The organism is Amycolatopsis heterodermiae (assembly GCF_034929455.1).
Lineage (GTDB): Bacteria > Actinomycetota > Actinomycetes > Mycobacteriales > Pseudonocardiaceae > Amycolatopsis > Amycolatopsis heterodermiae.
Map to the genome: position 1 here is coordinate 430658 of NZ_JAYFSI010000002.1, position 24052 is coordinate 454709.

The following is a 24052-nucleotide window of genomic DNA, read 5'->3' on the forward strand; positions in this document are numbered from 1 at the left end:
TCTCGGGGTCGGGGGAAGGGGGTTCAGGCCCGGGAACGGAGCAGCCGCCGCAGGCGCTGCCCGGCCAGGACGGTGCCGAACAGCGCGCGCGGCACCCGGCGCCCGCCGAGCATCCGGAGCGTGGTCAGCAACGCCCAGGCCTGCATCTCCCGCGAATGCTCCGGGGCGCCGTGCACGTCGTCGAACTCGACGACGTGCGGCTCGCGGGCGTGTTCGCGCAGCAGGGCCGGGTCGCCGGGCGGGATGATCTCGTCGCGGGAGCAGGCGACGTAGCCGACCGGAAGGCGCAGCGACGCGATTTCTTCCGTGGTGAGCGCCCAGCCACGCAGGTGGTCCTGCAGTCCCGCTTCGGGGACCCCGGTGAGGTGGACGAGGGTGTCGACCGTGAGCCGGGGCAGCGACGCCCACCACGCGGGATCGGTGAAGAACTCCCGCAGCGGGGCGCCGACGGTGACCAGGCCGCGGATCCGCTCGTCGCCCAGCGCGCAGCGCAGCGCCAGGTGCCCGCTGAAGCTCAGCGGCAGCAGGTGCGTCCGCGCCACGTCCGCGCGGTCGGCGACGGCGTCGAGCAGGTCGGAGAACAGCCGGTGGCTCTTGTCGTCGTAGGGGAGCGGGTTCTCCCCGACGCCGGGCAGCTCGGCCGCGATCGCCGCGACGCCGAGCTTCCGCAGCACGGGCAGCAGCGGAGCCCACTGCTCCTTGATGCTCACGATGCCGCCCGTGAACACCAGCAGCGGCTTCCTGTCGCGAGTGGACAGTCCGGTGCCCCAGGCGCCGAACCGGCCCGACGGCGTGTCGACCTCGACGCGCTCGATGCCGCCCGCCTCCCGGCGCCAGCGGTCGAACGCCGCCACGCACCGCACCAGCGCGTCCGCCCGGTCCGGTCCCGCGACGAACGGGAACCGGGCCAGGTTGTAGTACTGGACGGCCTCCAGCAGCTTCCCGTCGCGTTCCAGCGCTTCGCCCGCGCGTACCCACTCCCGGGTCCACGACCCGTCCGCACCGTCCACATCGGACGTGATGCGCGACAGCAGGTCCTCGTAGTGGCTCAGCGGTACGCCCTGGGCGCGCGCGTGCGCCCACACGTACTGCTTCAGCTCCCGGACGTCGTTCACGCCGTCACCGCCCCGGGCCAGGTGGCGGCGTCGGGCACCTTCTCGAGGCGGTCCTTGACCTCCGTGAGCACGTCGGCGGCCTCCGCGCCGTCGAGCACCCGGTGGTCGAACGTCAGGTTCAGCCGCAGCACCGGCGCCACCACGACGGCGCCGTCCCGGACCACGGGCCGGTCGGTGACCTGCCCGACGCCGAAGGTGATCGTGGTGCCGCCGACGGAGTGGAAGCCGTGTACGGGCCGGTGTCCCAGCGACGTCACGGCGAAGGTGCCCGCCATCGCCGGCCGCTCGGCCAGCGAGCGCCCGGCCAGCCGGAACAGCAGCCGCCCCACCACGGGCGGGACGCGGTGCAGGGCCCGCAGCTTCGCGAACGCCGGGTCGGTCTCCGGGTCGGCGTCGCGGTGGCGCTCCACGAGCGCCTGGATCTCGCCGAGCTCGAGCCGGTCGAGGTCCGGCAGCACCGCGGCGAGCACGACCCGCTGCCCGGCGAGGGTCTTGTCCAGGGTCAGCTTCCCGCTGACCGTCGAGAACCGCGCGATCCGGGGCGAGACGCGCCCGGACAGCGCGGCGTTCGCGTCGGGGTGCGCGGCGAGCACCCGGGCGGCCGCGTGCAGCACGTGGGTCACCGTGGAGATCCGGCGTCCGCCGGCCGCGCGGTGCGCCCGGACCGCGGACATGTCGACCTCGGTGTCCAGGAACACCGGCGAGAACGCGCGGAGCTGTTCCTGCAGGTACAGGGTGTGCCGGCGCTGGGCCGGCAGCGGCCGGACGTTCATGCGCTCACCGTCAGCGCGTAGAGCCGGTCCAGGGTCCGGGCCTCCAGCGCGTGCGGCAGCGACATGCGCCGGCCGGTGACGCGTTCCAGGCTGGAGAGCACCACGAGCAGGTGCACCGAGTCCCAGCCCGCCACCTCGTCGAGGTCACGGTGCACGTCCGCCTCCTCCACCGGGATCCCCAGCTCGTCCCGCAGCAGGGTGATGAAGTCCCCGATTCCGTTCATGCCCTTCCCTCCGCCAGTCCGTCGACCAGCCGCACGTGCCCCGGCGGCGCCGGGAGCTCGGTCAGGTCGTGCGTGAACACCTGCGCGCCGCCGGTCTCGCCCGCGGCGGTGAAGCCGTGCCGGAGGTAGAAATCGGCGACCTTGCCGTTCTTCGGGCTCGGCCGGTAGGTGCCGGACACGGCGGTCGCGCCGGTGGCCGCGGCGTGCGCCAGCACCGCCGCGAGGCACGTGTCCTCCACCCCCCGGCTGAACACCCGGCAGCTGAGCAGGAAGTTGTCGATGTGCAGCGTGCCGCCGCCGCGCCGCAGGAAGATCGCGCCCACGGTGCCGTTGTCGCCGAAGCGGTCGGAGCTGCGGATGGCCAGCGTCGCCAGCTCCGGGTCGGCCGCGCGGCGCTGCACCTCGTCCTGCTGCAGCCGGACCGTCGTGAGGTTGAACTGGTTGGTGCGCAACGTGATCTGAGAGATCCGCGGCACGTCCTTCGTGGTGACCGGCGCGAGCTCGACCACGACGCCGAGCCCGGCGAGGTAGTCGGCCAGCGAGTCGAACGAGTCCAGGAAGTCGCGGCGCCGCAGCTCCTGCCGGTACATCGAGGGCCGCTCCCGGTCGGTGGCGGTCAGCTCGCGCACGGTGAACCAGTTGTCCGCGAAAAGCTTTTCGCCGTGCAGCGCGGGTTCGTCGTCCAGCTGCACGACCGCCACCCCCGGCAGCTCGTGGCGCACCAGCCCGCATTCGAAGCTGGAGTCGTCGGCGAACACGGTGGCGTCGGCGGCGATGTTGAGGTCGGCGGCCAGGGCAAGCAGGTTGTCGTGCTTCGGCTGCCAGTTCGCGACCACGCGGACGAAGTCGTCCTTGCGCAGGAGCATCCCGGGGTGCTCGGTGAACGCCCGGTGCACCAGGTCGCCGTCGTTCTTGCTCACCGCGGCGACGAGCACGCCCTGCGAACCGAGCTGCTTGACCACCCGCTGGAACGACCGGAACGCCTCACCGCGGGGTGTGTCGCCGACCTCGATGCCCTCCAGGCCGTCGTCGCCGAGGACACCGCCCCACAGCGTCTCGTCCAGGTCCACCGCGAGGCACTTCTTCACCGACCCGGTGACGTACCGGGCGAGGTGCCCGGCTTCGCGGGCCAGGCGCGTCAGCAGCGCGGGGGAGAGGTGGGTCTTCGTGTAGCGGCCGAGCCGCGCGTCCTCCGCCGGGATGCCCTCGGCCAGCAGCGGGTCGACGTCGATCACGGACACCGAAGCCAGCTCCGCGGTGAGGTCGAGCAGGCGCGCGTTGGCCCGCCGCCACGCGGCGCCGAGCCGGGCGCGCGAGCGCTGGTCGACCAGCTGGCCCGCGATCGCGCCGGGCAGCGGCAGGGTGGTGAACACCAGCACCCCGCCGCCGTGGGCGGCGTGGCGCCGGGCCAGGTCCTCCAGCAGGCCGATCTTGGCGTCCAGCACGGTTTCCGCGTCGGCGGCCCGCCACGGCACGGGCAGCTCGCCGGTCACGATCTCCGGGTCCAGCGGGCAGAGCACGAGGTCCGGGCGGTGCGCATACAGGTCGCTCGCCGGGTCGGTCAGGTCGAACACGTAGGAGTCGAACGCGCCGACGTGCGCGTCCAGCAGCAGCCCGTGACGGGCCAGTTCCGCCGCGAGCGGCGGCACGACCGGCGACACCGTGCCGTGCCCGGTGATCGCCACCCGCACCACCGGCACGTCCGGATGCGCGGCGAGGACGTCTTCGGGCGAGACGCGGGTGAGCAGCCGGCCGGCGCGTTCGAGGTCCTCCGTGGACAGTCCACACAGGAGCTTCCGGACCTCCGGCCAGCGGAGCGCCAGCTGCCCGTCCCGGGCCAGGTCCCGCACCCCGCCCAGGCCGTTCACCGGCGCTCCAGCGCGAAACCGGCGCGGATCCACTTGCTCGACTCGATCGACACGCCCAGCGCGCGGTCGCCCTCGGCGAGCCGGTCCAGGGCGCGCTCCAGCTGGAAGTACACCAGCCCGTTGCCGTTGTTGCCGGTTTCGTCGACGCAGTTGACGGTGTGCGCCGCGGCCAAGCCGTGGTGGTCGGCGAGGTGCCGGGAGATCCGGTCGGACATCCGCCCGGACAGCTGCGGCGGCAGCAGGTAGTCGACCTCGCTGTCCTTCCAGTCCAGTTCGTCCAGCAGGCCGTCCACGGTGGCGCCCGCCATCAGCGGGACGCGCCGCTCGATCGCCTTGTAGTCCTCGCTCGCGGGCACCCGCCCGGAGTCGCGGTCGACCGGCCCGAACCACTCCAGCGTCGCGCCCGGCTCGTGGCCGAGGCCCTCCAGCCGGGTCATGCTGGTGACGAGCGAGACCGCGCCCGGCACGTCGCGGGTGGTGAGCACCGCCGCGCCGGCCCCGTCGCCGAAGAGCACGAAGTTCACCAGCTGCTCCGGCGGCAGGCCGCCGAGGTCGGCCGACAGGTCGTAGAACCGGGCCAGCACCTCGCCGCCCAGCACCAGCGCGGTCCGGTGCCGCCCGGCGAGCAGCAGCTGCCGCGCGGTGTCGAGCGCCTGCACGGCGCCGGAACAGCCGGCCTGCAGCTGCAGGGTGGTGACCCCGTCGATGCCGAGCCGGTCGGCGATCACGTTGACGGTGGCGGGCATCAGGGCGTCGGGGGTCGCGGTGCTCAGCACCACCAGGTCCACTTCGGACGGTGTGATTTCCGCTCGTGCCAGCGCCTCGCGGCCCGCCTCGGTGCCGAGATCGGCCAGCGAGTGCTCCTGCCCGCCGGTTTCGAGGTCCAGGGCCAGGTGGCGGTGGCGGGTGCCGATGAAGGCGTCGACCCACTGCTCCCACAGGGTGTCCATGCCGAAGCGGGCGGCCAGCGCGGCGTTGCTCACGGGTGGGCCGGGCAACGCGGTCCCGGCCGACAGGACCCGGATGTCCACGTCGTGCTCCCTTCCCGGTCCCTCGGGGACCGGTGTCGGTTTCCCGGCGCGGGTGAGCGCCGCACCCCTTCCATGGTCGGCGGCGTCCTAAAGGCACCCCAAAAGCTGTCTTCAGCGCCCGGATCGCGGGAAGCCCGTTGCGGGGCCGGGGGTTTCGGCCCGGCAAGGCGGCACTGATGGCGTGCTAAAGCCGCGTTGCCGCGGGGCCGCCGCCCTGCCTACCGTCCTCGGCGGGCCCGTTCGGGCCGTTACCCGTCCGCAGACAGCGCGAGGACAGTGACGATGACCGAAGTGCCTTTTCCGCAGCCGCGCGAATGCCCGTACCACGCCCCGCCCGGTTACCTCGCCCTCGCCGGGAGCGGGCCGCTGTCCCGCGTGACGCTGTTCGACGGCCGCGAGGTCTGGCTCGTCACCGGCTACGCCGCGGCGCGAAGCCTGCTCGCCGACCGCAGGCTGTCGGCCGACCGGACGCGGGACGGCTACCCCCTCGTGGCCCCGCGGTTCCGGGCCAGCGTCGCCCGGCAGCTCGTGCTCATCGGCATGGACCCGCCGGTGCACGACGACCACCGGCGGCTGCTCAACCCGTACTTCAGCCTCCGCAGCGTCCGCGCGATGCGGCCGATGGTCGAGCGCATCGTCGACAAGTACCTGGACCACGTCGAGTCGCTGCCCCAGCCGGTCGACCTGGTGTCCGCCTTCACGACCCCGGTGCCGTCCCAGGTGATGTCGGAGGTGCTGGGCCTGGCCGAGGAGGACCTGGACTTCTTCCAGGACGCCTCGCGCCGGCTCCTGCACGCCACCACCCAGGAGGACTCGCAGGCCGCCGGGGGCGAGCTGATCGGGTACCTGGACCGGCTGGCCACCCGGCGGCGCACCGAGCCCGGCCCCGGGCTGATGGGCGAGCTGGCCCCCGCGGTCGTGGCCGGCGAGCTGACGCAGCACGAGCTGGTCCAGATCGCGCTGGTCCTGCTGGTGGCCGGGCACGACACCACCGCCTCCACCCTGGCGTTGTCCGTGGTGACGCTGCTCGAACACCCGGAGCAGATCGCCGCGCTCGGTGACGAGGAGCGGCTGCCCGCCGTCGCGGAGGAGCTGCTGCGCGTGCTCGCGGTCACCGACCTCGCCGGGGTGCGCGTGGCGCTGGAGGACATCGAGATCGAGGGCTACACCATCCGGGCCGGGGAGGGCGTGCTGGTCTCCGCGACCGTCGGCAACCGCGACGGCTCCGTGCACGACGACCCGCACGCGATCCGGTTCGACCGCACCGGCCGCAACCACCTCACCTTCGGCTACGGCATCCACCAGTGCCTCGGCCAGAACCTCGCCCGGCTGGAGGTGCAGGTGGCGCTGGCGAAGCTGTTCGCGCGCCTGCCCGGGCTCAAGCTGGCCGAGCCCGCGGAGAGCCTGCCCTACCGCGCGCCGGGAACCGGCACCGTGCAGGGCGTGAACCGCCTGCCCATCTTCTGGTGACCCCCCAGCGTGAGGAGCGGACGAGCGTGAGCCAGCCCAGCGGCCCCCTGACCAGCCCCCCGGACGAGCACGCCGTCGCGGTGGTCGGCCTCGCCTGCCGGCTGCCCGGCGCGCCCGATCCGGCCGCGTTCTGGCGGCTGCTGCGCGACGGGACCGACGCGATCACCACGGTCCCGGCGGACCGGTGGGACGCGGGCGAGTTCGCCGACCCCGACCCGGGCGCACCCGGCAAGGCGGTCACCGCCGCGGGCGGGTTCCTCGACCGCGTCGACCTCTTCGACGCGGCGTTCTTCGGCATCTCCCCGCGCGAGGCGGCGAGCATGGACCCGCAGCAGCGGCTCGTGCTGGAGCTGGCGTGGGAGTCGCTCGAGAGCGCCGGCATCGTGCCCGCCCGGGTCGAGGGGACGCGGGGCGGGGTCTTCGTGGGCGCGGCTTCCGACGACTACGCCACGCTCGCCCACCGCCGCGGCCCTGACGCCGTGACCCAGCACTCGCTCACCGGGACGCAGCGCGCCGTCATCGCCAACCGCGTCTCCTACTTCCTCGGCCTGCGCGGCCCGAGTCTCGTCGTCGACACCGGCCAGTCGTCGGCGCTGGTCGCCGTGCACTCCGCGATGCAGAGCCTGCGGCTGGGGGAGTGCGACTTCGCGCTCGCCGGCGGGGTGAACCTGATCGTCGCGCCGGAGAGCTTCGTCGGGGCGTCGAAGTTCGGCGCGCTGTCCCCGGACGGCCGCTGCTTCACCTTCGACGAGCGGGCCAACGGGTACGTGCGCGGCGAAGGCGGCGGCGTCGTCGTGCTCAAGCGGCTCGCGGACGCGCTCGCCGACGGTGACCACGTCCGCGCGATCCTGCGTGGCGGCGCGGTCAACAACGAGGGCGCGGGCGCCGGGCTCACCGTGCCCAGCGCGGAAGCCCAGGCGGACGTGCTGCGCCGCGCCTGCGCGGACGCGCGGGTGAAACCCGCGCAGGTGCAGTACGTCGAGCTGCACGGCACGGGCACCGCGGTCGGTGACCCGGTCGAGGCCGCCGCGCTCGGCGAGGTCCTCGGCACCGCGCCCGGCCGCGACGCCGCGCTGGCGGTGGGCTCGGTGAAGACCAACATCGGCCACCTCGAAGGGGCCGCCGGCATCGCCGGGTTCGTCAAGGCGGTGCTGTGCCTGGAAAACCGGGTCCTGCCGCCGAGCCTGAACTTCTCGCGCCCGCACTCGGACATCCGGCTCGGCGACTGGCGGCTGCACGTGCAGCAGGACCTCGGTCCCTGGCCGGAGGAAGCACGGCCGCTGCTCGCGGGCGTGTCGTCGTTCGGCATGGGCGGCACCAACGCGCACCTGCTGCTGGAAGCGGCTCCGGTGTCCGATGTGGACAGTGCCGAAGAGGTGGTGCCGTGGGTGGTGTCGGGCCGTTCCGCCGGTGCGGTGACGGCGGCGGCCGAGCGGCTGGCCGAGGACGCGCCGGACGTCGTGAGCGCGGCCCGGATGCTGGCGCTGGGCCGGGCGGAGTTCGATTTCCGGGCCGTGGTGGTGGGCGAGTCCGGCGTCGAGATGCGTCGTGGACTGTCGGCTGTGGTGGCCGAGCGGGTGCGGGAGCTGGGCAAGCTCGCGGTGGCGTTCACCGGCCAGGGCTCGCAGTGGGCCGGGATGGGCCAGGCTCTGTACGAGACGTTTCCGATGTTTGCCGAGACGGTCGATCGGCTGTCGGCGAAGTTCGGGCTGACGAGTGACCCGGGTCTGGTGCACCAGACCCGGTGGGCCCAGCCCGCGTTGTTCACCCTCGAGGTGGCTCTCTACCGGTTGCTGGACGTGAAGCCGGATGTCCTGATCGGACATTCGTTGGGTGAGATCACGGCTGCTCACGTGGCCGGTGTGCTCGACGAGGACGATGCGGTGCGGCTCGTGACGGCGCGGGCCGAGCTGATGGATTCGATCACGACTCCCGGGGGCATGGTCGCGGTCGAGGGCACCGAGGAGCAGGTCCGTGCGCTGCTGACGCCGGGTCTGTCGATCGCCGCGGTGAACACCCCGGGTTCGGTCGTGGTGTCGGGCGACCTCGAGGAGATCGAGGCGTGGGAGGGCAAGCGGCTGCGGGTGTCGCACGCGTTCCACTCCGCCCATCTCGACCCGATTCTCGACCGGTTCGCGGCGGTCGCGCGGGAGCTGACCTATCACGAGCCGCGGATCCCCATCGTGACCAACCTGACCGGTGAGATAGCCGCGAACCTCACTGACCCGCGGCATTGGGTGGATCACGTCCGCAACACGGTCCGTTTCGCGGATGGTGTCGGAACGTTGACGGATTTGGGTGTCACGCACGTGGTGGAGGTGGGGCCACACCCGGCGTTGACGCCGATGGTCGAGCAGTGTGCTCCGGACCTGGCCGTCACCGGGCTTCTGCGGCGTGACACCGATGACCGGCGGGCGTTCTTCGCCGGGCTGGGTCGCTTGTGGACGACGGGTGTCGCGATCGACTGGGACCGGTTCCTGCCGGCGGCCCCGCACGCCGACCTGCCCACGTATCCCTTCCAGCGCAAGCGCCACTGGTTCGACGCGCCGCTGCCGAGCCCCGAGCCCGAGCCCGAAGCGGCCGTCGACCTGCTCGACCTCGTCCGCCGTCACACCGCGGCCGTCGGCGGCTACGGCGACCCCGCGGAGGTCGACGAGCGCGCCACCTTCAAGTCGCTCGGGTTCGACTCGCTCACCACCGTCGAGCTGTGCCGCACCCTCGCCGCCGCCACCGGCCGCGGCGTGCCGGTCAGCGCGGCCTACGACCACCCGACCCCGGCGGCCCTCGCCGCCCACCTCCGCACCGGCGGGCAGCCGGAAACGTCCCCGGTGAAGCGCACCGAAAGCGACGAGCCGATCGCGATCGTCGGCATGGCCTGCCGGCTGCCCGGCGGCGCGAACACGCCCGAGGACCTGTGGCGTCTCGTGCTCGACGGCGCCGACGTGACCTCCGACTTCCCCGGCAACCGCGGCTGGGACGTCGAGGCCCTCTACGACCCCGAACCGGGCGTTCCCGGCAAGTCGAGCACCCGCCGCGGCGGGTTCGTGCACGACGCGGACCTGTTCGACGCCGAGTTCTTCGGCATCAGCCCCCGCGAGGCGCTGGCCATGGACCCGCAGCAGCGGCTCGCGCTGGAGGTCGCCTGGGAGGCCATCGAACGCGCCGGGATCGACCCGGCCTCGGTGCACGGCACCCGCACCGGCGTGTTCGTCGGCGCCACCGCCCAGGACTACGGCCCCCGGATGCACGAGGTGCGCCCCGGCGCCGACGGTTACGCCCTCACCGGCACCACCCCCAGCGTGGTGTCCGGGCGCATCGCCTACACCCTCGGCCTGCGCGGGCCGGCCGTCACGGTGGACACCGCCTGCTCGTCTTCGCTGGTCGCGCTGCACCTGGCCGCCGCGTCGCTGCGGCGCGGCGAGTGCACGATGGCGCTCGCGGGCGGGGTCACCGTGCTCTCGTCCCCGGGCATGTTCGTCGAGTTCAGCCTCCAGCGCGGGCTCTCCCCGGACGGCCGGTGCAAGGCGTTCGGCGCGGGCGCGGACGGCACGGGCTGGGCCGAGGGCGCGGGCATGATCGTGCTGGAACGGCTGTCCGAGGCCCGGGCCCGCGGGCACCGCGTGCTCGCCGTGGTGCGCGGGTCGGCCATCAACCAGGACGGCGCGTCCAACGGGCTCACCGCGCCCAACGGCGTGGCCCAGCAGGAGGTCGTCCGGGACGCGCTGGCCGCCGCCGGGGTGTCCGCGCCGGACGTCGACCTCGTGGAGGCCCACGGCACCGGCACCACGCTGGGCGACCCGATCGAGGCCCAGGCGCTGCTGGCCACCTACGGGCAGGGCCGCGACGCCGGCTCCGCGGTGCGGCTGGGCTCGCTGAAGTCGAACATCGGTCACACACAGGCCGCCGCCGGGGTCGCGGGGGTGCTGAAGGTCGTGCACGCCCTGCGCGACGGGGTGCTGCCCCCGACCCTGCACGCGGACGAGCCGTCGCCGCACGTGGACTGGGCCGCCGGCGCCCTCCGCCTGATCGGCGCGGCCGAGCCGTGGCCCGAAACCGGCCGCCCGCGCCGGGCCGCCGTCTCGTCGTTCGGGGTCAGCGGCACCAACGCGCACGTCGTCCTCGAGCAGGTCCCCGAGGACGTCCGCGAACCCGAACCGGCGCTCCCGGCCGTGCCGCTCGTCCTGTCCGGCCGCAGCGAAGAAGCGTTGCGCGCCCAGGCGAAAGCGCTGCGCGAGCACCTCACCCCGGAGACCGGGCTCCGGGCCGTGTCGCGTGCCCTGCTCGGCAGCCGGACCCGGTTCGACCACCGCGCCGTCGTCGTGGCGGACGGCCACGAAGCCGCGCTGGCCGGGCTGGACGCGCTGGCCAACGGGAAGGCGGCGGCCGCCGTCGTGACGGGGGAGGCCCGCAAACGCGAGGCGAAGGCGGTGTTCGTCTTCCCCGGCCAGGGTGCGCAGTGGGCGGGGATGGCCGTGCCGCTCCTGGAGGACGCTCCGGTGTTCCGCGCGCGCATGGAGGAGTGCGCCCGGGCGCTGAGCCGGTACGTCGACTGGGACCTGTTCGCCGTGCTGCGCGGGGATCCCGGCGCGCCGACGTTCGACGAGGTCGACGTCGTGCAGCCGGTGCTGTTCGCCGTGATGGTGTCGCTGGCCGCGCTGTGGCGCTCGTTCGGTGTCGAGCCGGCCGCCGTGGTCGGGCATTCGCAGGGCGAGATCGCCGCGGCGTGCGTCGCGGGCGGCCTGTCCCTCGACGACGCGGCGAAGGTGGTCGCGTTGCGCAGCCAGGCCATCCGCACGCTGTCCGGCCGCGGCGGCATGGTGTCGGTCTCGCTGGGCTTCGACGCCGTATCCGAGCGGCTGCGGCCCTGGGGCGACCGCCTTTCCGTGGCCACCGTCAACGGACCGTCCACTGTGGTCGTATCGGGTGAACCGCAGGCGCTGGACGAGTTCCTGGCTTCGTGCGAGGCCGACGGCGTCCGGGCCCGCCGGGTTTCGGTCGACTACGCTTCGCACTCCGTCCAGGTCGAGGAGCTCAAGGACACCCTCGCCGGGCTGCTCGACGGGCTGCGGCCGCGCACCTCGGCCGTGCCCTTCCACTCGACGGTCGTGGCCGCGCGCCTGGACACCGCGGAAGCCGGCGGTGACTACTGGTTCCGCAACCTCCGCCAGACCGTCCACTTCGAACCCGTCGTCCGCGAGCTCGCCGCGCAGGGACACGGCTTCTTCCTGGAGATGAGCCCGCACCCGGTGCTGACCGCGGCCGTGCAGGACACGGCCGAGGACGCCGTTTCGGTCGGCTCGCTCCGCCGCGACGAGGGTGGCCTGCCGCGGTTCCTGCGCTCGCTGGGGCAGGCGCACGCGCAGGGCCTGCCCGTCGACTTCACCGCGCTCACCGGGGACGGCCCGGGCGCGGACCTGCCCACCTACCGGTTCCAGCGCCGCCGGTACTGGCTCCCCCTGCCGACGGGCGGCTCGGACGACCTCGCGCACCCGTTCCTGCGCCGGGAAACCCCGCTCGCCGACGGTGGTGTCGTGCACACCGGCGTGCTGTCGCTCGCGAAGTTCCCGTGGCTCGCCGACCACGCCGTCTCCGGCACCGTGCTGCTGCCCGGCACCGCGTTCGCCGACCTCGCGCTCACCGCCGCCCTGGCGACCGGGTGCGACACGCTGGACGAGCTGGTCCTCGAAACCCCGCTCGTGCTGCCGCCGGGCGGCGAGGTCGAGATCCAGGTCACCGTCGGCGCCGCCGAAGACGGCGCCCGCCCGGTGACCGTCCACTCGCGACACGGCGAGCCCGGCTGGGTCCGGCACGCCACCGGCGTAGTCGGCAACGGCCGTACCGAAGTCGATACCGCGTGGCTTCCCGAAGGGGCCGAGCGGATCCCGCTCGACGGCGCCTACGAGCGGCTGGCGGACACCGGGTACGAGTACGGGCCGGCGTTCCAGGGGCTCACCGCACTGTGGCGGTCCGGCGGCGACTGGTACGCCGAGATTTCGCCGCCGGAAACCGAAGCCGCCGGGTTCACCGTGCACCCGGCGCTGCTGGACGCCGCGCTGCACCCGGTCGTGCTCGGCTCGGCCGCCGTGCGCCTGCCCTTCGCCTGGCACGGCGTGTCCGTCCACGCCACCGGCGCGTCCACCCTGCGCGTCCGCATCTCGCCCCGGGACGACGGCAGCGTGGCCCTGCACGTCACCGACCCGGCCGGTGCCCCCGTCCTGTCGGTGGCGTCGCTGGCTTTGCGCGAGGTCGACCCCACGCGGCTTGCGCGGCCGAGTTCGCTGCTGCGGGTCGAGTGGACCGCCGTGGCGCCGGGCGAGCCGGTCGCGTGCGCGGTCTTCGACCCGGACGCGCTCGAAGACCGGCTGACCACCCACGTGGTTCCGCCGGCGGCGACCGCCCGCGAGGTGGTGACCGGGGTCCTGGCGGTCCTGCAGCGGTGGGTGACCGACGAGCGGTCCGGCGACGCGACCCTCGCGATCGTCGGCGACCAGGCGGACGGCGTGCGGGGTCTCGTGCGCTCGGCCGCCGTCGAACACCCGGGCCGGTTCGCCGTCGTGGACACCGACGGTTCTGTCGAGCCGTCGGTCGTGCTGGGCGCCGTCGCGGGCGAAACCGAGGCGCGCGTGCGCAACGGGGTGATCGAGGTCCCGCGCCTGGCGCGGCTGGAAGCGGAGCCGTCGCCAGTGACCTGGGACGGGGGCACGCTCCTGATCACCGGGGGCCTCGGCGGCGTCGGCGGCCTGGTGGCGCGCCACGTCGTGGCGTCGTGGGGCGTGCGGGATCTGGTGTTGCTCGGCCGCCGGGGCCTGGACACCCCGGGCGCGGAGGAACTGGTCGACGGCCTGACCGCGCTCGGCGCCCGGGTCGAGGTGCGCGCGGCCGACGTGTCCCGGCGCGACAGTCTCGAGTCCGCGCTGGCGGGCCTGACGGTGCGCGGCGTGATCCACGCCGCGGGCACGCTGGACGACGCGCTGCTCACCGCGCAGGACGCCGATTCGGTCGCGAAGGTGTTCGCGCCCAAGGCCGACGGCGCCCGGCACCTGCACGAGCTGACCGCGGATCTCGCCCTGTTCGTGACGTTCTCCTCGGTGATCGGCGTCCTCGGCGGTGGCGGGCAGGCCAACTACGCGGCCGCCAACGACTACCTCGACGGGCTCGTCGCCGCGCGTCGCAGCGAGGGGCTGCCCGGCGTGTCCGTCGCGTGGGGGCTGTGGGCCGACGCGAGCGGGATGACCGGGCACCTCGGCGACGCCGACGTGGCGCGCATGGCCCGCGCGGGCGTCGCCCAGCTCGACGCGGCGCAGGCGCTGGAGATGCTCGACGCCGCGGTCGCCGCGGAAGAGTCCACCGTGGTCGCCGCGCACTGGAACCTGTCCGCGCTGCGCGCCCAGGCGGCAGCCGGCACGCTGCCGCCGCTGCTCCGTGGTTTGGTCCGCACCCCGCTCCGGCGCGCGACCGTGGCCGTCGCCGGGGGCTCGTGGGCGGACCGGATCGCCGCGCTGCCGGACGGCGAGCGCTTCCCCGCCCTGCTGGCTCTCGTGTCCGAGCACGTCGCGGCCGTGCTCGGACACGACGATCCGGCGTCCGTGGCGGCCGGCCGCGCGTTCCGGGAGATCGGGTTCGACTCGCTCATCTCGGTGGAGCTGCGCAACCGCCTGCAGGGCGCAACGGGCCTGCGGTTACCCACGACGCTGGTGTTCGACCACCCGAACCCCGCCGCCGTCGCGCGTCACCTGGAGGCGGAGATCGTCGGTGCCGAGCCGTCGGTCCCGACCAAAGTGTCCGCTGTGGACGAACCGGTCGCGATCGTCGGCCTCGCCTGCCGGTATCCGGGTGGGGTGCGCTCGCCGGAGGACCTGTGGCGGGTGGTGGCCGACGGTGTGGACGCGATCAGCGAGTACCCTGCCGATCGCGGGTGGGATCTGGGGACCCTGTTCGACCCGGATCCCGGCCACACGGGGACCGTGACGTCGCGGTATGGCGGCTTTCTGCACGACGCGGCGGGTTTCGACGCGGAGTTCTTCGGGATCAGCCCGCGTGAGGCGCTGGCGATGGATCCGCAGCAGCGGTTGCTGCTGGAGACCACCTGGGAAGCGCTGGAGTACGGCGGGATCGTGCCGTCGACGTTGAAGGGCAGCCGGACCGGCGTCTTCACCGGCATCATGTACAGCGGCGACTACGCGTCCCGGATCACGGAGGTCCCCGAGGAGCTGGAGGGTTATCTCCGCAACGGCAGCTACGGCAGCGTGGCGTCCGGCCGGGTGGCCTACACGTTCGGTTTCGAGGGTCCCGCGGTGAGCGTGGACACGGCGTGCTCGTCGTCGCTGGTGGCGATGCACCTCGCGGGGCAGGCACTACGGGGTGGTGAGTGTGATCTGGCGGTGGCCGGTGGGGTGACGGTGATGGCCACGCCGAACACGTTCATCGAGTTCTCCCGTCAGCGCGGCCTCGCCGCGGACGGCCGGTGCAAGGCGTTCAGCGACGACGCCGACGGCACGGGCCTGTCGGAAGGCGTGGGCATGCTGGTGCTGGAGCGGCTGTCCGACGCGCAGCGCAACGGGCACCGGGTGTTTGGCGTGATCCGGGGTTCCGCGATCAACCAGGACGGTGCCTCCAACGGCCTCACCGCCCCGAACGGCCCCTCGCAGCAGCGCGTGATCCAGGAGGCGCTGGCGACCGCCGGTCTCGGAGCGTCCGATGTGGACGTAGTGGAAGCACACGGCACCGGAACGAGCCTGGGCGACCCCATCGAAGCCCAGGCCCTCCAAGCCACCTACGGAACCACCCGGACCCCGGACGCACCGCTCTGGCTGGGATCACTCAAGTCCAACATCGGCCACACCCAGGCCGCCGCCGGGGTCGGTGGCGTCATCAAGATGCTCCTGGCCATGCGCCACGGCGTACTGCCCGCCACCCTGCACGCCTCCGAACGATCAACCCACGTCGACTGGGACGACACCGTCGCCCTGCTCACCCAAGCACGACCATGGGACTCGGGCACCCGGCGAGCAGGAATTTCCTCCTTCGGGATCTCCGGCACCAACGCCCACCTGATCCTCGAACAACCCCCGGCACCAGACCTGGTCGAACCCACCGGCCCGGCACCGGTGCTGGTCTCGGCCGCCACCCCCGAGGCGGTCGAACAACAACTCGACCGCTTACGGGACCTCGACGACGTCGCCTCCACCTTCGCTTATGGACGCACCGAATTCCCCTACCGCTCCGCCCTTATCGGCGGCAAAGCCCTGCCCGTCCAGCACGCCGGACAGCCGCGGCTGGGCATGATGTTCACCGGCCAAGGCTCCCAATGGACCGGCATGGGCAAAGCCCTCTACGACACCTACCCGATCTTCGCCGAGACCATCGACCGGCTGTGTACGAAGTTCGGCGGGGACCTTCGCGAGGCGATGTTCACCACCCCCGACCTGGTCAACCAGACCCGCTACACCCAGCCCGCGCTGTTCACTCTCGAAGTCGCCCTTTACCGCCTGCTGGACCTGCAACCGGAAGTCCTGATCGGACACTCGCTCGGCGAGATCACGGCCGCCCACCTCGCCGGTGTCCTGGACGAGGACGACGCGGTCCGGCTGGTCACCGCGAGGGCCGAGCTGATGGACTCGGTCACCACCCCCGGAGGCATGGCCACCCTCTCCGTCACCGAAGACGAAGCCCGTGAACTCCTCACCCCGGGTTTGTCCATCGCCGCCGTCAACACCGCCACCTCCGTTGTCCTCTCCGGCGACCTGTCCGCCATCGAAGCCCTCGACGGCAAACGCCTGCGGGTGTCCCACGCCTTCCACTCCGCGCACCTCGACCCGATCCTCGACCAGTTCGCCGCGGTCGCGGGGGAGCTGACGTACCACGAGCCGCGGATCCCCGTCATCACCAACCTCACCGGGGCGATCGCCACCACCCTGACCGATCCCCAGCACTGGGTCGACCACGTCCGCCACACCGTCCGCTTCGCCGACGGCATCACCACCATGGCCGAGCTGGGCGTCACCGACGTCGTCGAGATCGGCCCCCACCCGGCTCTCACGCCGTTGCTCGACCACACCGGCCTCACCACCCACGCCCTCCTGCGCCGCAACACCGACACCACCGAACACCTCCTCACCGCCGCCGCCACCCTCTGGACCCACGGCGCGGCCAAGCCCCACCACCTCATCCCGCGCACCGCGCCCCACCCCGCCCCCACCTACGCCTTCCAGCACCACCACTACTGGCTCCAGCCCACCCCCAAGACCACCACCGGGCACCCGCATCCGCTCCTGCACACCGCCGTCGCCCTCGCCACCACCGGCCACCACGTCCTCACCGGCACCTTCTCGACGACCACCCACCCCTGGCTCGCCGACCACGCCGTCCTCGGCACCACCCTCGTGCCCGGCACCGCACTCCTGGAGCTGGCTCTCACCGCCGGTCGAACCGTGGCGTTGCCGCGCGTGGACGAGCTGACGTTCGAGGCGTCCCTGCCGCTGCCCGAGGGCCAGGAGGTCGACGTCCAGGTCGTCGTCGGCGAACCCGACGGCACCGGCCGCCGTCCCGTCTCGATCCACTCCGCGGCCGGTGACGGCCCGTGGACCCGCCACGCCACCGGATCCCTGGCCGCCGACCCCGCGCAGAGCGACCCGCTGGTCACCTGGCCGCCCGCCGGCGCGTCCGCAGTGAGCATTAACGGCCTCTACGATCGGCTGGCCGACCAGGGTTACGGCTACGGCGAGCGCTTCCGCGGCCTGCGGGCCGTCTGGCGGCGGGGCGATACGCTCTTCGCCGAAGTCGGACTGTCCGAAGAGGACGGTTACCTGCTCGCGCCGCCCCTGCTCGACTCGGCCCTGCACACCCTGCTCCTCGACACGGTCGACGATCCAGCCGGGCAGCTCCGCTTGCCGTTCTCCTGGCGCGGCGTGTCCGTGTCAGGCACCGCCGGAGGTGCGCTGCGGGTCCGGTTCGAGCCGGCCGACGGCGGCTACGCGGTCACCCTCGCCGACGAGAACGGCCTGCCGGTCGCGTCCGTGGACACGCTGGCGCTGCGGACCGTCGAGGCCGCACAGCTCGGCCGTCCCGTCGACGCGCTGTTCGCGATCGAGTGGCGGCCCGCCGAAACCGGCGGTGCAGCACCCGAGCACGTCATCGTGCCGGTGGACTCGGTCACCGAGGCCCTCACCGCGCTCCAGAGCCATCCCGCCGAGGGGCCGAAGCTCGCCCTGCTGCTCTCCGCCGGCCGCCCGACCGGCGTGCCCGGTCTCGTCCGTTCGGCGGTGCTGGAGCACCCCGGCCGGTTCGTGCTCCTCGACTCCGACGGCTCGGTGCCAGCCGAGGACGCCCTGGCCGCATTGGGCGAAGAACCCGAAGGCCGCGTGCGCAACGGCGTCGTCGAGGTGCCTCGCCTGGAACGCGCCGAGCCGGCGGAACCGCGGGCCTGGACCGGGGGCGCACTGCTGATCACCGGCGGGCTCGGCGGACTCGGCGGTGTTGTCGCCCGGCACGCCGTGACGTCCTGGGGCGTGCGGGACCTGGTCCTCGTCGGCCGCCGAGGGTTGAACACGCCCGGCGCCATCGAGCTGGTCGAAGAACTGGCCGACCTGGGGGCCTCCGTCGTCGTCCGCGGCGTGGACGTGTCCACAAGGGAGGGTGCCGAGGCGGCGTTCGACGGGCTGGACGTGCGGGGAGTCGTGCACGCGGCCGGAATCCTCGACGACGCCGTCCTGGCGGACCTGACGGCCGAACGCGTCGCCAGGGTGTTCGGGCCCAAGGCCGACGGCGCGTGGCACCTGCACGAGGTGGCCGGCGACCTCGACCTGTTCGTCACGTTCTCCTCGGTCGCCGGCGTGCTCGGCGGCGCGGGCCAGGCGAACTACGCCGCGGCCAACAGCTTCCTCGACGAACTGGCCGTGCTCCGCCACGCGCACGGACGGCCGGCGACCTCCATCGCGTGGGGACTGTGGGCCGAGGGCGGGATGGGCGGCGAGCTGAGCGGCACCGACCAGGACCGTCTCGCCGCCCGGGGCATCGCCCCGCTGTCCACCGGCGAGATCCGGAGCCTGCTCGACCAGGCCGTCGCCGGGGGACGGGCCACCGTGCTCGCCGCGCGCCTCGACACCCGGGCGCTGCGCAAACAGGCCGGCGCCGGCGTCCTGCCGCCGCTGCTGTCCGGCCTGGTCCCGGTCCCGGCACGCACCGGCGCGCCGGCGGACCGGCTCGCCGGGCTCGACGCGGGGGAGCGGGCCGCCCTGGTCGCCGGGATCGTCCACACCGAGGTCGCGGCCGTGCTGGGCTACGAGTCCGGGCGGAAGGTACCGCCCGGCCGGGCCTTCGCGGACCTCGGCTTCGACTCGCTGACCGCCATCGAGCTGCGCAACCGGCTCACCGCGGCGACCGGCGTCCCGCTGTCGCCGACCCTGATCTTCGACCACCCGACCCCGGAGGCGCTCGCCGAGCACCTCGCCGGCACCTTCGCCCCGGCGCGGGCCGAGGTCACCGGCCCGGCGCCGGCGCACGAACCCATCGCGATCGTCGGCATCGGCTGCCGCTACCCGGGCGGGGTGCGCTCGCCGGAGGACCTGTGGCGGCTGGTGTCGGAAGGCGTGGACGCGGTCACGGAGTTCCCGGGCAACCGAGGCTGGGACCTCGAGAACCTGTTCGACCCGGACCCCGACCACCCGGGCACCGTGACCTCGCGGCAGGGCGGGTTCCTGCACGACGCCGACGAGTTCGACGCGGAGTTCTTCGGGATCAGCCCCCGCGAGGCGCTGGCGATGGACCCGCAGCAGCGGTTGCTGCTGGAGACGACGTGGGAGGCCTTGGAGTACGGCGGGATCGTGCCTGCCAGCCTGAAGGGCAGCCGGACCGGCGTCTTCACCGGGATCATGTACAACGACTACGCCTCCCGGCTGCAGCCGATGCCCCCGGCGTTCGAGGGCTACCTGACCACCGGCAGCGCCGCGAGCGTGGCCTCCGGCCGGGTCGCCTACACCTTCGGCTTCGAGGGCCCGGCGGTGAGCGTGGACACGGCGTGCTCCTCGTCGCTGGTGGCGATGCACCTCGCGGGCCAGGCGCTGCGGCAGGGGGAGTGCGACCTGGCCGTCGCGGGCGGGGTCACCGTGATGGCCACGCCCACGACGTTCATCGAGTTCTCCCGCCAGCGCGGCCTCGCCTCCGACGGCCGCTGCAAGGCCTTCGGCGACAGCGCCGACGGCACCGGCTGGAGCGAAGGCGCGGGCATGCTCGTGCTGGAACGGCTGTCCGACGCCCAGCGCAACGGGCACACCGTGCTCGGCCTCGTCCGGGGCTCCGCGACCAACCAGGACGGCGCTTCCAACGGCCTCACCGCCCCGAACGGGCCCTCGCAGCAGCGGGTCCTGCGCGCCGCGCTCGCCAGCGCGGACCTCACGCCGTCCGAGGTGGACGTCGTGGAGGCGCACGGCACCGGCACCCGGCTCGGCGACCCGATCGAAGCCCAAGCCCTGCAGGCGGTCTACGGAGAGGCCCACTCGCCGGAGTCGCCGCTGTGGCTGGGTGCGCTGAAGTCGAACGTCGGCCACACCCAGGCGGCGGCGGGCGTCGGCGGGGTGATCAAGATGCTCATGGCGATGCGCCACGGCGTGCTGCCACCCACCCTGCACGCGGACCCGCCCTCGGAACACATCACCTGGGACGGCACGGTCAGCCTGCTCACCGAGGCCCGCACATGGGCTCCCGAGGGGCCGCGGCGGGCCGGGGTGTCCTCGTTCGGCATCAGCGGGACCAACGCGCACCTGGTGCTGGAACAGGCCCCGGCGTCCAACGTGGACAGTGTGGAAGACGTGGTGCCGTGGGTGGTGTCGGGTCGTTCCGCCGGTGCGGTGACGGCGGCGGCCGAGCGTCTGGCGGACGCCGGACCGGATGTGGTCGGCACGGCCCGGATGCTGGCGCTGGGTCGGGCGGAGTTCGATTTCCGGGCCGTGGTGGTGGGCGAGTCCGACGTCGAGATGCGCGGTGCTCTGGCTGGAGTAGTGGCGGAGCGGGCGCGGGAGGTGGACAAGCTCGCGGTGGCGTTCACCGGTCAGGGATCGCAATGGGCCGGAATGGGAAAGGCTCTGTATGACGCCTACCCGGTGTTCGCGGAGACGGTGGACTGTCTGTCGGCGAAGTTCGGGTTGACGAGTGACCCGGAGCTGGTCCATCGGACTCGGTGGGCTCAGCCCGCGTTGTTCACCCTCGAAGTGGCTCTCTACCGGTTGCTGGGTATGAAGCCGGACGTCCTGATCGGACATTCACTCGGTGAGATCACGGCTGCTCACGTGGCAGGTGTGCTGGATGAAGACGACGCCGTCCGGTTGGTGACCGCTCGGGCCGAGCTGATGGATTCGATCACCGTTCCCGGCGGGATGGTCGTCGTCGAGGGTTCCGAGGAAGAGGTCCGTGCACGGCTGACGCCGGGTTTGTCCATCGCCGCGGTGAACACCCCGGGTTCGGTGGTGGTGTCGGGCGACCTCGCGGAGATCGAAGCACTGGAGGGTAAGCGGCTCCGGGTCTCACACGCGTTCCACTCGGCGCATCTCGACCCGATCCTCGACCGGTTCGCGGCGGTAGCGCGGGAGCTGACGTATCACGAGCCGCAGATCCCGGTCGTGACGAACCTGACCGGCGAGGTCGCCGTCACTCTGACCGATCCGCAGCATTGGGTGGATCATGTCCGTGGGACGGTCCGTTTCGCCGATGGTGTCACGACGTTGGCAGAGCTGGGCGTCACGCATGTGGTCGAAGTCGGGCCGCATCCGGCGTTGACGCCGATGGTCGAGCAGTGTGCTCCTGACCTGGCGATCGCGGGGCTGCTACGGCGTGACGTCGACGATCGGCGGGCGTTCTTCGCCGGTCTCGGTCGCTTGTGGACGACCGGTGTGGAGATCGACTGGGACCGGTTCCTGCCGGACGCCACACCTGGCCGGGTACCTACGTATCCGTTCCAGCGCAGCCGGTACTGGCTCGACGCCACCGCCACCGACCCGTCCGGTCACCCCGTGGCGGGCCCGGCCACGCTGCTGGCCGACAGCTCCGGCGTCGTGCTGTCCACGCGGTTGTCGCGCGGCTCGGTCCCGTGGTTCACCGAGCACGTCATCGGCGACGAGATCGTCCTGCCCGGCGCCGCCGTGCTCGACATCGCCCTGCACGCCGGGCTGCGGGTCGGGTGCGGCCGGGTCGAGGAACTGGTCCTGCGCAGCCCGCTCGTCATCCCCGAAGCCGGCGCGCTCGACGTGCAGTTCGTCGTCCGCGAGCCCGATGACGCCGGTCGCCGCCGGTTCACCCTGCACTCGCGGCCCGCGGCCGACGACGCCGCCTGGACCCTGCACACCACCGGCACCCTCGCCTCGGCCGCGGCCGAAGCGCGTCAGGGGTTGCGAACCTGGCCGCCCGAGGCCGAGCCGGTGGACGTGTCCACGCTGTACGACGGCATGGCCGATCTCGGGTACGGCTACGGCGAGCTGTTCCGCGGTGTCCGGGCGGCCTGGCGTTCCGGCAGCGACCTCTACGCCGAGGTCGAGCTGCCCGAACCGTCCGATGTGGACCGGTACGCCCTGCACCCGGCCCTGCTGGACGCGGCGCTGCACCCGCTCGCCCTGGACGTGCTGCGGGCCGGTGCGGACACCCTCCTCCTGCCGTTCTCCTGGCAGGGCGCGACCCTCGCGGCGACGGGGGCGACGGCCCTGCGCGTGCGGCTCGCCCGGACCGGCCCGGACACGGTGGAACTCACCGCGGCCGACCCGTCCGGCGCCGAGGTGCTGCACGTCGAAGCCCTGACCGTCCGTCCGGTGCAACCCCGCCGTCCCGCCACCCGTGACCTGCTCTACGCGCTGGAGTGGGCATCGGCCACAGTGGACGGATCCGTCGAGGCCGTCGCGGTGGTCGGCTCGCACGCCGCGATCCCGGCCCTCGAAGCGGACGGGATCGCGGTCGACGAGATCGCCGGCCCGGAAGAATCCGAAGCGCCGCTGACCGTGCTGCCGTGGGCCCCGGCCGACGACCCCCAGGAGGAGCTGAACCGGCTCCTGCCCGTCCTCCAGCACTGGGCCGGACGCCCTGATGGCACGCTCGTCCTGCTCGTCGACCACGACGCGAGCGTGCTGCGGGGCGCCGTCCGCTCGGCGGTGACCGAGCAGCCGGGCCGGTTCGCCGTGCTCGAATGGGACGGCGGCCCCGGCCTCGCGGCCGCGCTCGGCGTCGAGCCGGACGTCCGGGTACGCGGGGGAGCTGTCGAAGTTCCGCGGCTTGTCCGGGTGGACGAGGAACCGGCACCGGTCGAGTGGCGGGGTGGGGTGCTGGTCGTCACCGGCGGGACCGGCGGGCTGGGTGCCGCCGTCGCCCGGCACTTCGTCCACACCCACGGAGCCCGCGACCTGCTGCTCCTGAACCGCCGCGGCCTCGACGCCCCCGGCGCCCCGGAACTGCTCGACGAACTCACCCGAGCTGGGGCACGGGTGCGCATCCGAGCCTGCGATCTCACCAACCTCGACGACCTCGGCGCCGCACTCGACAACCTCGACATCCGAGGAGTCATCCACACGGCGGGGATCCGTCACGATGCCCTGCTCACCGACCAAGACCCCAAGACCACCGCCGACGTATTCGGCCCCAAAACCACGGCGGCGCACCACCTCCACACCCTCACCCGGCACCACGACCTCGACCTCTTCGTCCTCTTCTCCTCCCTCGCCGCCATCCTCGGCAACCCCGCCCAGACCACCTACGCCGCCGCCAACAACCACCTCAACACTCTCGCCCGGACCCGTCACGCCGAAGGACTCCCCGCGCTCGCCGTCAACTGGGGACTCTGGGGCGAAGGCGGGATGGCGCAGGAGCTGAGCGAGGCCGACCTGGCCCGGCTGGCCGCACGAGGCGTCGCCCTGATGTCCACAAAGGACGTTCTGGCCGCGCTGGACGCCGCCATCGGGGGCACCCGCGCCGAGGTCGTCGCGGCCCGGTTCGCGATGCCCGCTCTGCGGGACCAGGCGGCCGCCGGGACGCTCGCCCCGGCGTTCCGCACGCTCGTCCCCGCCGTCCGGCGTGCCCACCAGTCGCGCCCCGCCCCGGCCGAGGTGAGCTGGGTCGACCGGCTGGCCGGGCAGTCCGAGGAAGACCGGAATCAGCTCCTGCTCGACCTCGTGTCCCGGCACGTGGCGGCCGTGCTCGCCTACGCGCCGGGCCGGCCGGTCGAGTCCGAGCGGGGCCTGCTGGAGCTGGGCTTCGACTCGCTCACCGCCGTCGAGCTGCGCAACCGCCTCGGCGCGGAAACCGGCCTCACCCTGCCCGCCACCCTCGTGTTCGACCAGCCGACCCCGGCCGCCGTCGCCCGCTTCCTGCGCCGGCAGCTCGAACCGGACGCGGCGGACCCGGTGTCCGCCCTGGACCGCGCCCTCGAGCAGCTCGAAACGGCGTTCGGCGCCGTCGAGCTGACCGGCGACCACCTCGCCGCCGCCCGCAAGCGCCTCCAGCGGGTGCTCACCGCCGCCGAGGACGGGCCCGAGGTTTCCGACAACGCCACCGACGACGAGCTGTTCGACTTCATCGACCAGCTCGGCGCGTCCTGAAGGA

7 protein-coding genes are annotated in these 24052 nt (G+C 73.3%); 2 read left to right on the plus strand and 5 right to left on the minus strand.

All coding sequences use genetic code 11. The features are described 5' to 3' along the window. Nucleotides 1-23: 23 nt before the first annotated feature. From VA596_RS12490 to VA596_RS12510, 5 genes are read right to left on the minus strand one after another with little or no spacing between them, the layout of a single operon-like run. On the minus strand, nt 24-1115 hold the full coding sequence (locus VA596_RS12490) for an alpha/beta hydrolase (RefSeq protein ID WP_323326426.1): 1092 nt from the start codon (nt 1113-1115) through the stop codon (nt 24-26). Continuing rightward, on the minus strand, nt 1112-1888 hold the full coding sequence (locus tag VA596_RS12495; protein WP_323326428.1) for a 2-oxo acid dehydrogenase subunit E2: 777 nt from the start codon (nt 1886-1888) through the stop codon (nt 1112-1114). The genes VA596_RS12490 and VA596_RS12495 overlap by 4 nt, the downstream gene beginning before the upstream one ends. Continuing rightward, on the minus strand, nt 1885-2112 hold the full coding sequence (locus VA596_RS12500) for an acyl carrier protein (protein WP_323326430.1): 228 nt from the start codon (nt 2110-2112) through the stop codon (nt 1885-1887). Before VA596_RS12500 ends, VA596_RS12495 begins: the two co-directional genes overlap by 4 nt. Then, the gene (locus VA596_RS12505) at nt 2109-3980 is read right to left on the minus strand and encodes an HAD-IIIC family phosphatase (RefSeq protein WP_323326432.1); all 1872 of its coding nucleotides are present in this window, start codon (nt 3978-3980) and stop codon (nt 2109-2111) included. Before VA596_RS12505 ends, VA596_RS12500 begins: the two co-directional genes overlap by 4 nt. Further along, complete coding sequence (locus VA596_RS12510; RefSeq protein WP_323326434.1) at nt 3977-5011, minus strand: 3-oxoacyl-ACP synthase III family protein; 1035 nt, start codon at nt 5009-5011, stop codon at nt 3977-3979. The genes VA596_RS12505 and VA596_RS12510 overlap by 4 nt, the downstream gene beginning before the upstream one ends. 282 nt (nt 5012-5293) lie before the next feature. Between VA596_RS12510 and VA596_RS12515 the strand changes: the two genes are divergently transcribed. Both VA596_RS12515 and VA596_RS12520 read left to right on the plus strand, forming a co-directional pair. Then, the gene (locus VA596_RS12515) at nt 5294-6481 is read left to right on the plus strand and encodes a cytochrome P450 (RefSeq protein ID WP_323326436.1); all 1188 of its coding nucleotides are present in this window, start codon (nt 5294-5296) and stop codon (nt 6479-6481) included. A gap of 26 nt (nt 6482-6507) precedes the next feature. Continuing rightward, the gene (locus tag VA596_RS12520) at nt 6508-24048 is read left to right on the plus strand and encodes a type I polyketide synthase (protein WP_323326438.1); all 17541 of its coding nucleotides are present in this window, start codon (nt 6508-6510) and stop codon (nt 24046-24048) included. The last annotated feature ends 4 nt before the right edge of the window (nt 24049-24052 follow it).

Excerpts from the sequence above, each read along its gene's own strand:
- VA596_RS12495 (WP_323326428.1), bottom strand. The coding sequence starts at position 1,888 with ATGAACGTCCGGCCGCTGCCGGCCCAGCGCCGGCACACCCTGTACCTG.
- VA596_RS12500 (WP_323326430.1), bottom strand. The coding sequence starts at position 2,112 with ATGAACGGAATCGGGGACTTCATCACCCTGCTGCGGGACGAGCTGGGG.
- VA596_RS12515 (WP_323326436.1), top strand. The coding sequence starts at position 5,294 with ATGACCGAAGTGCCTTTTCCGCAGCCGCGCGAATGCCCGTACCACGCC.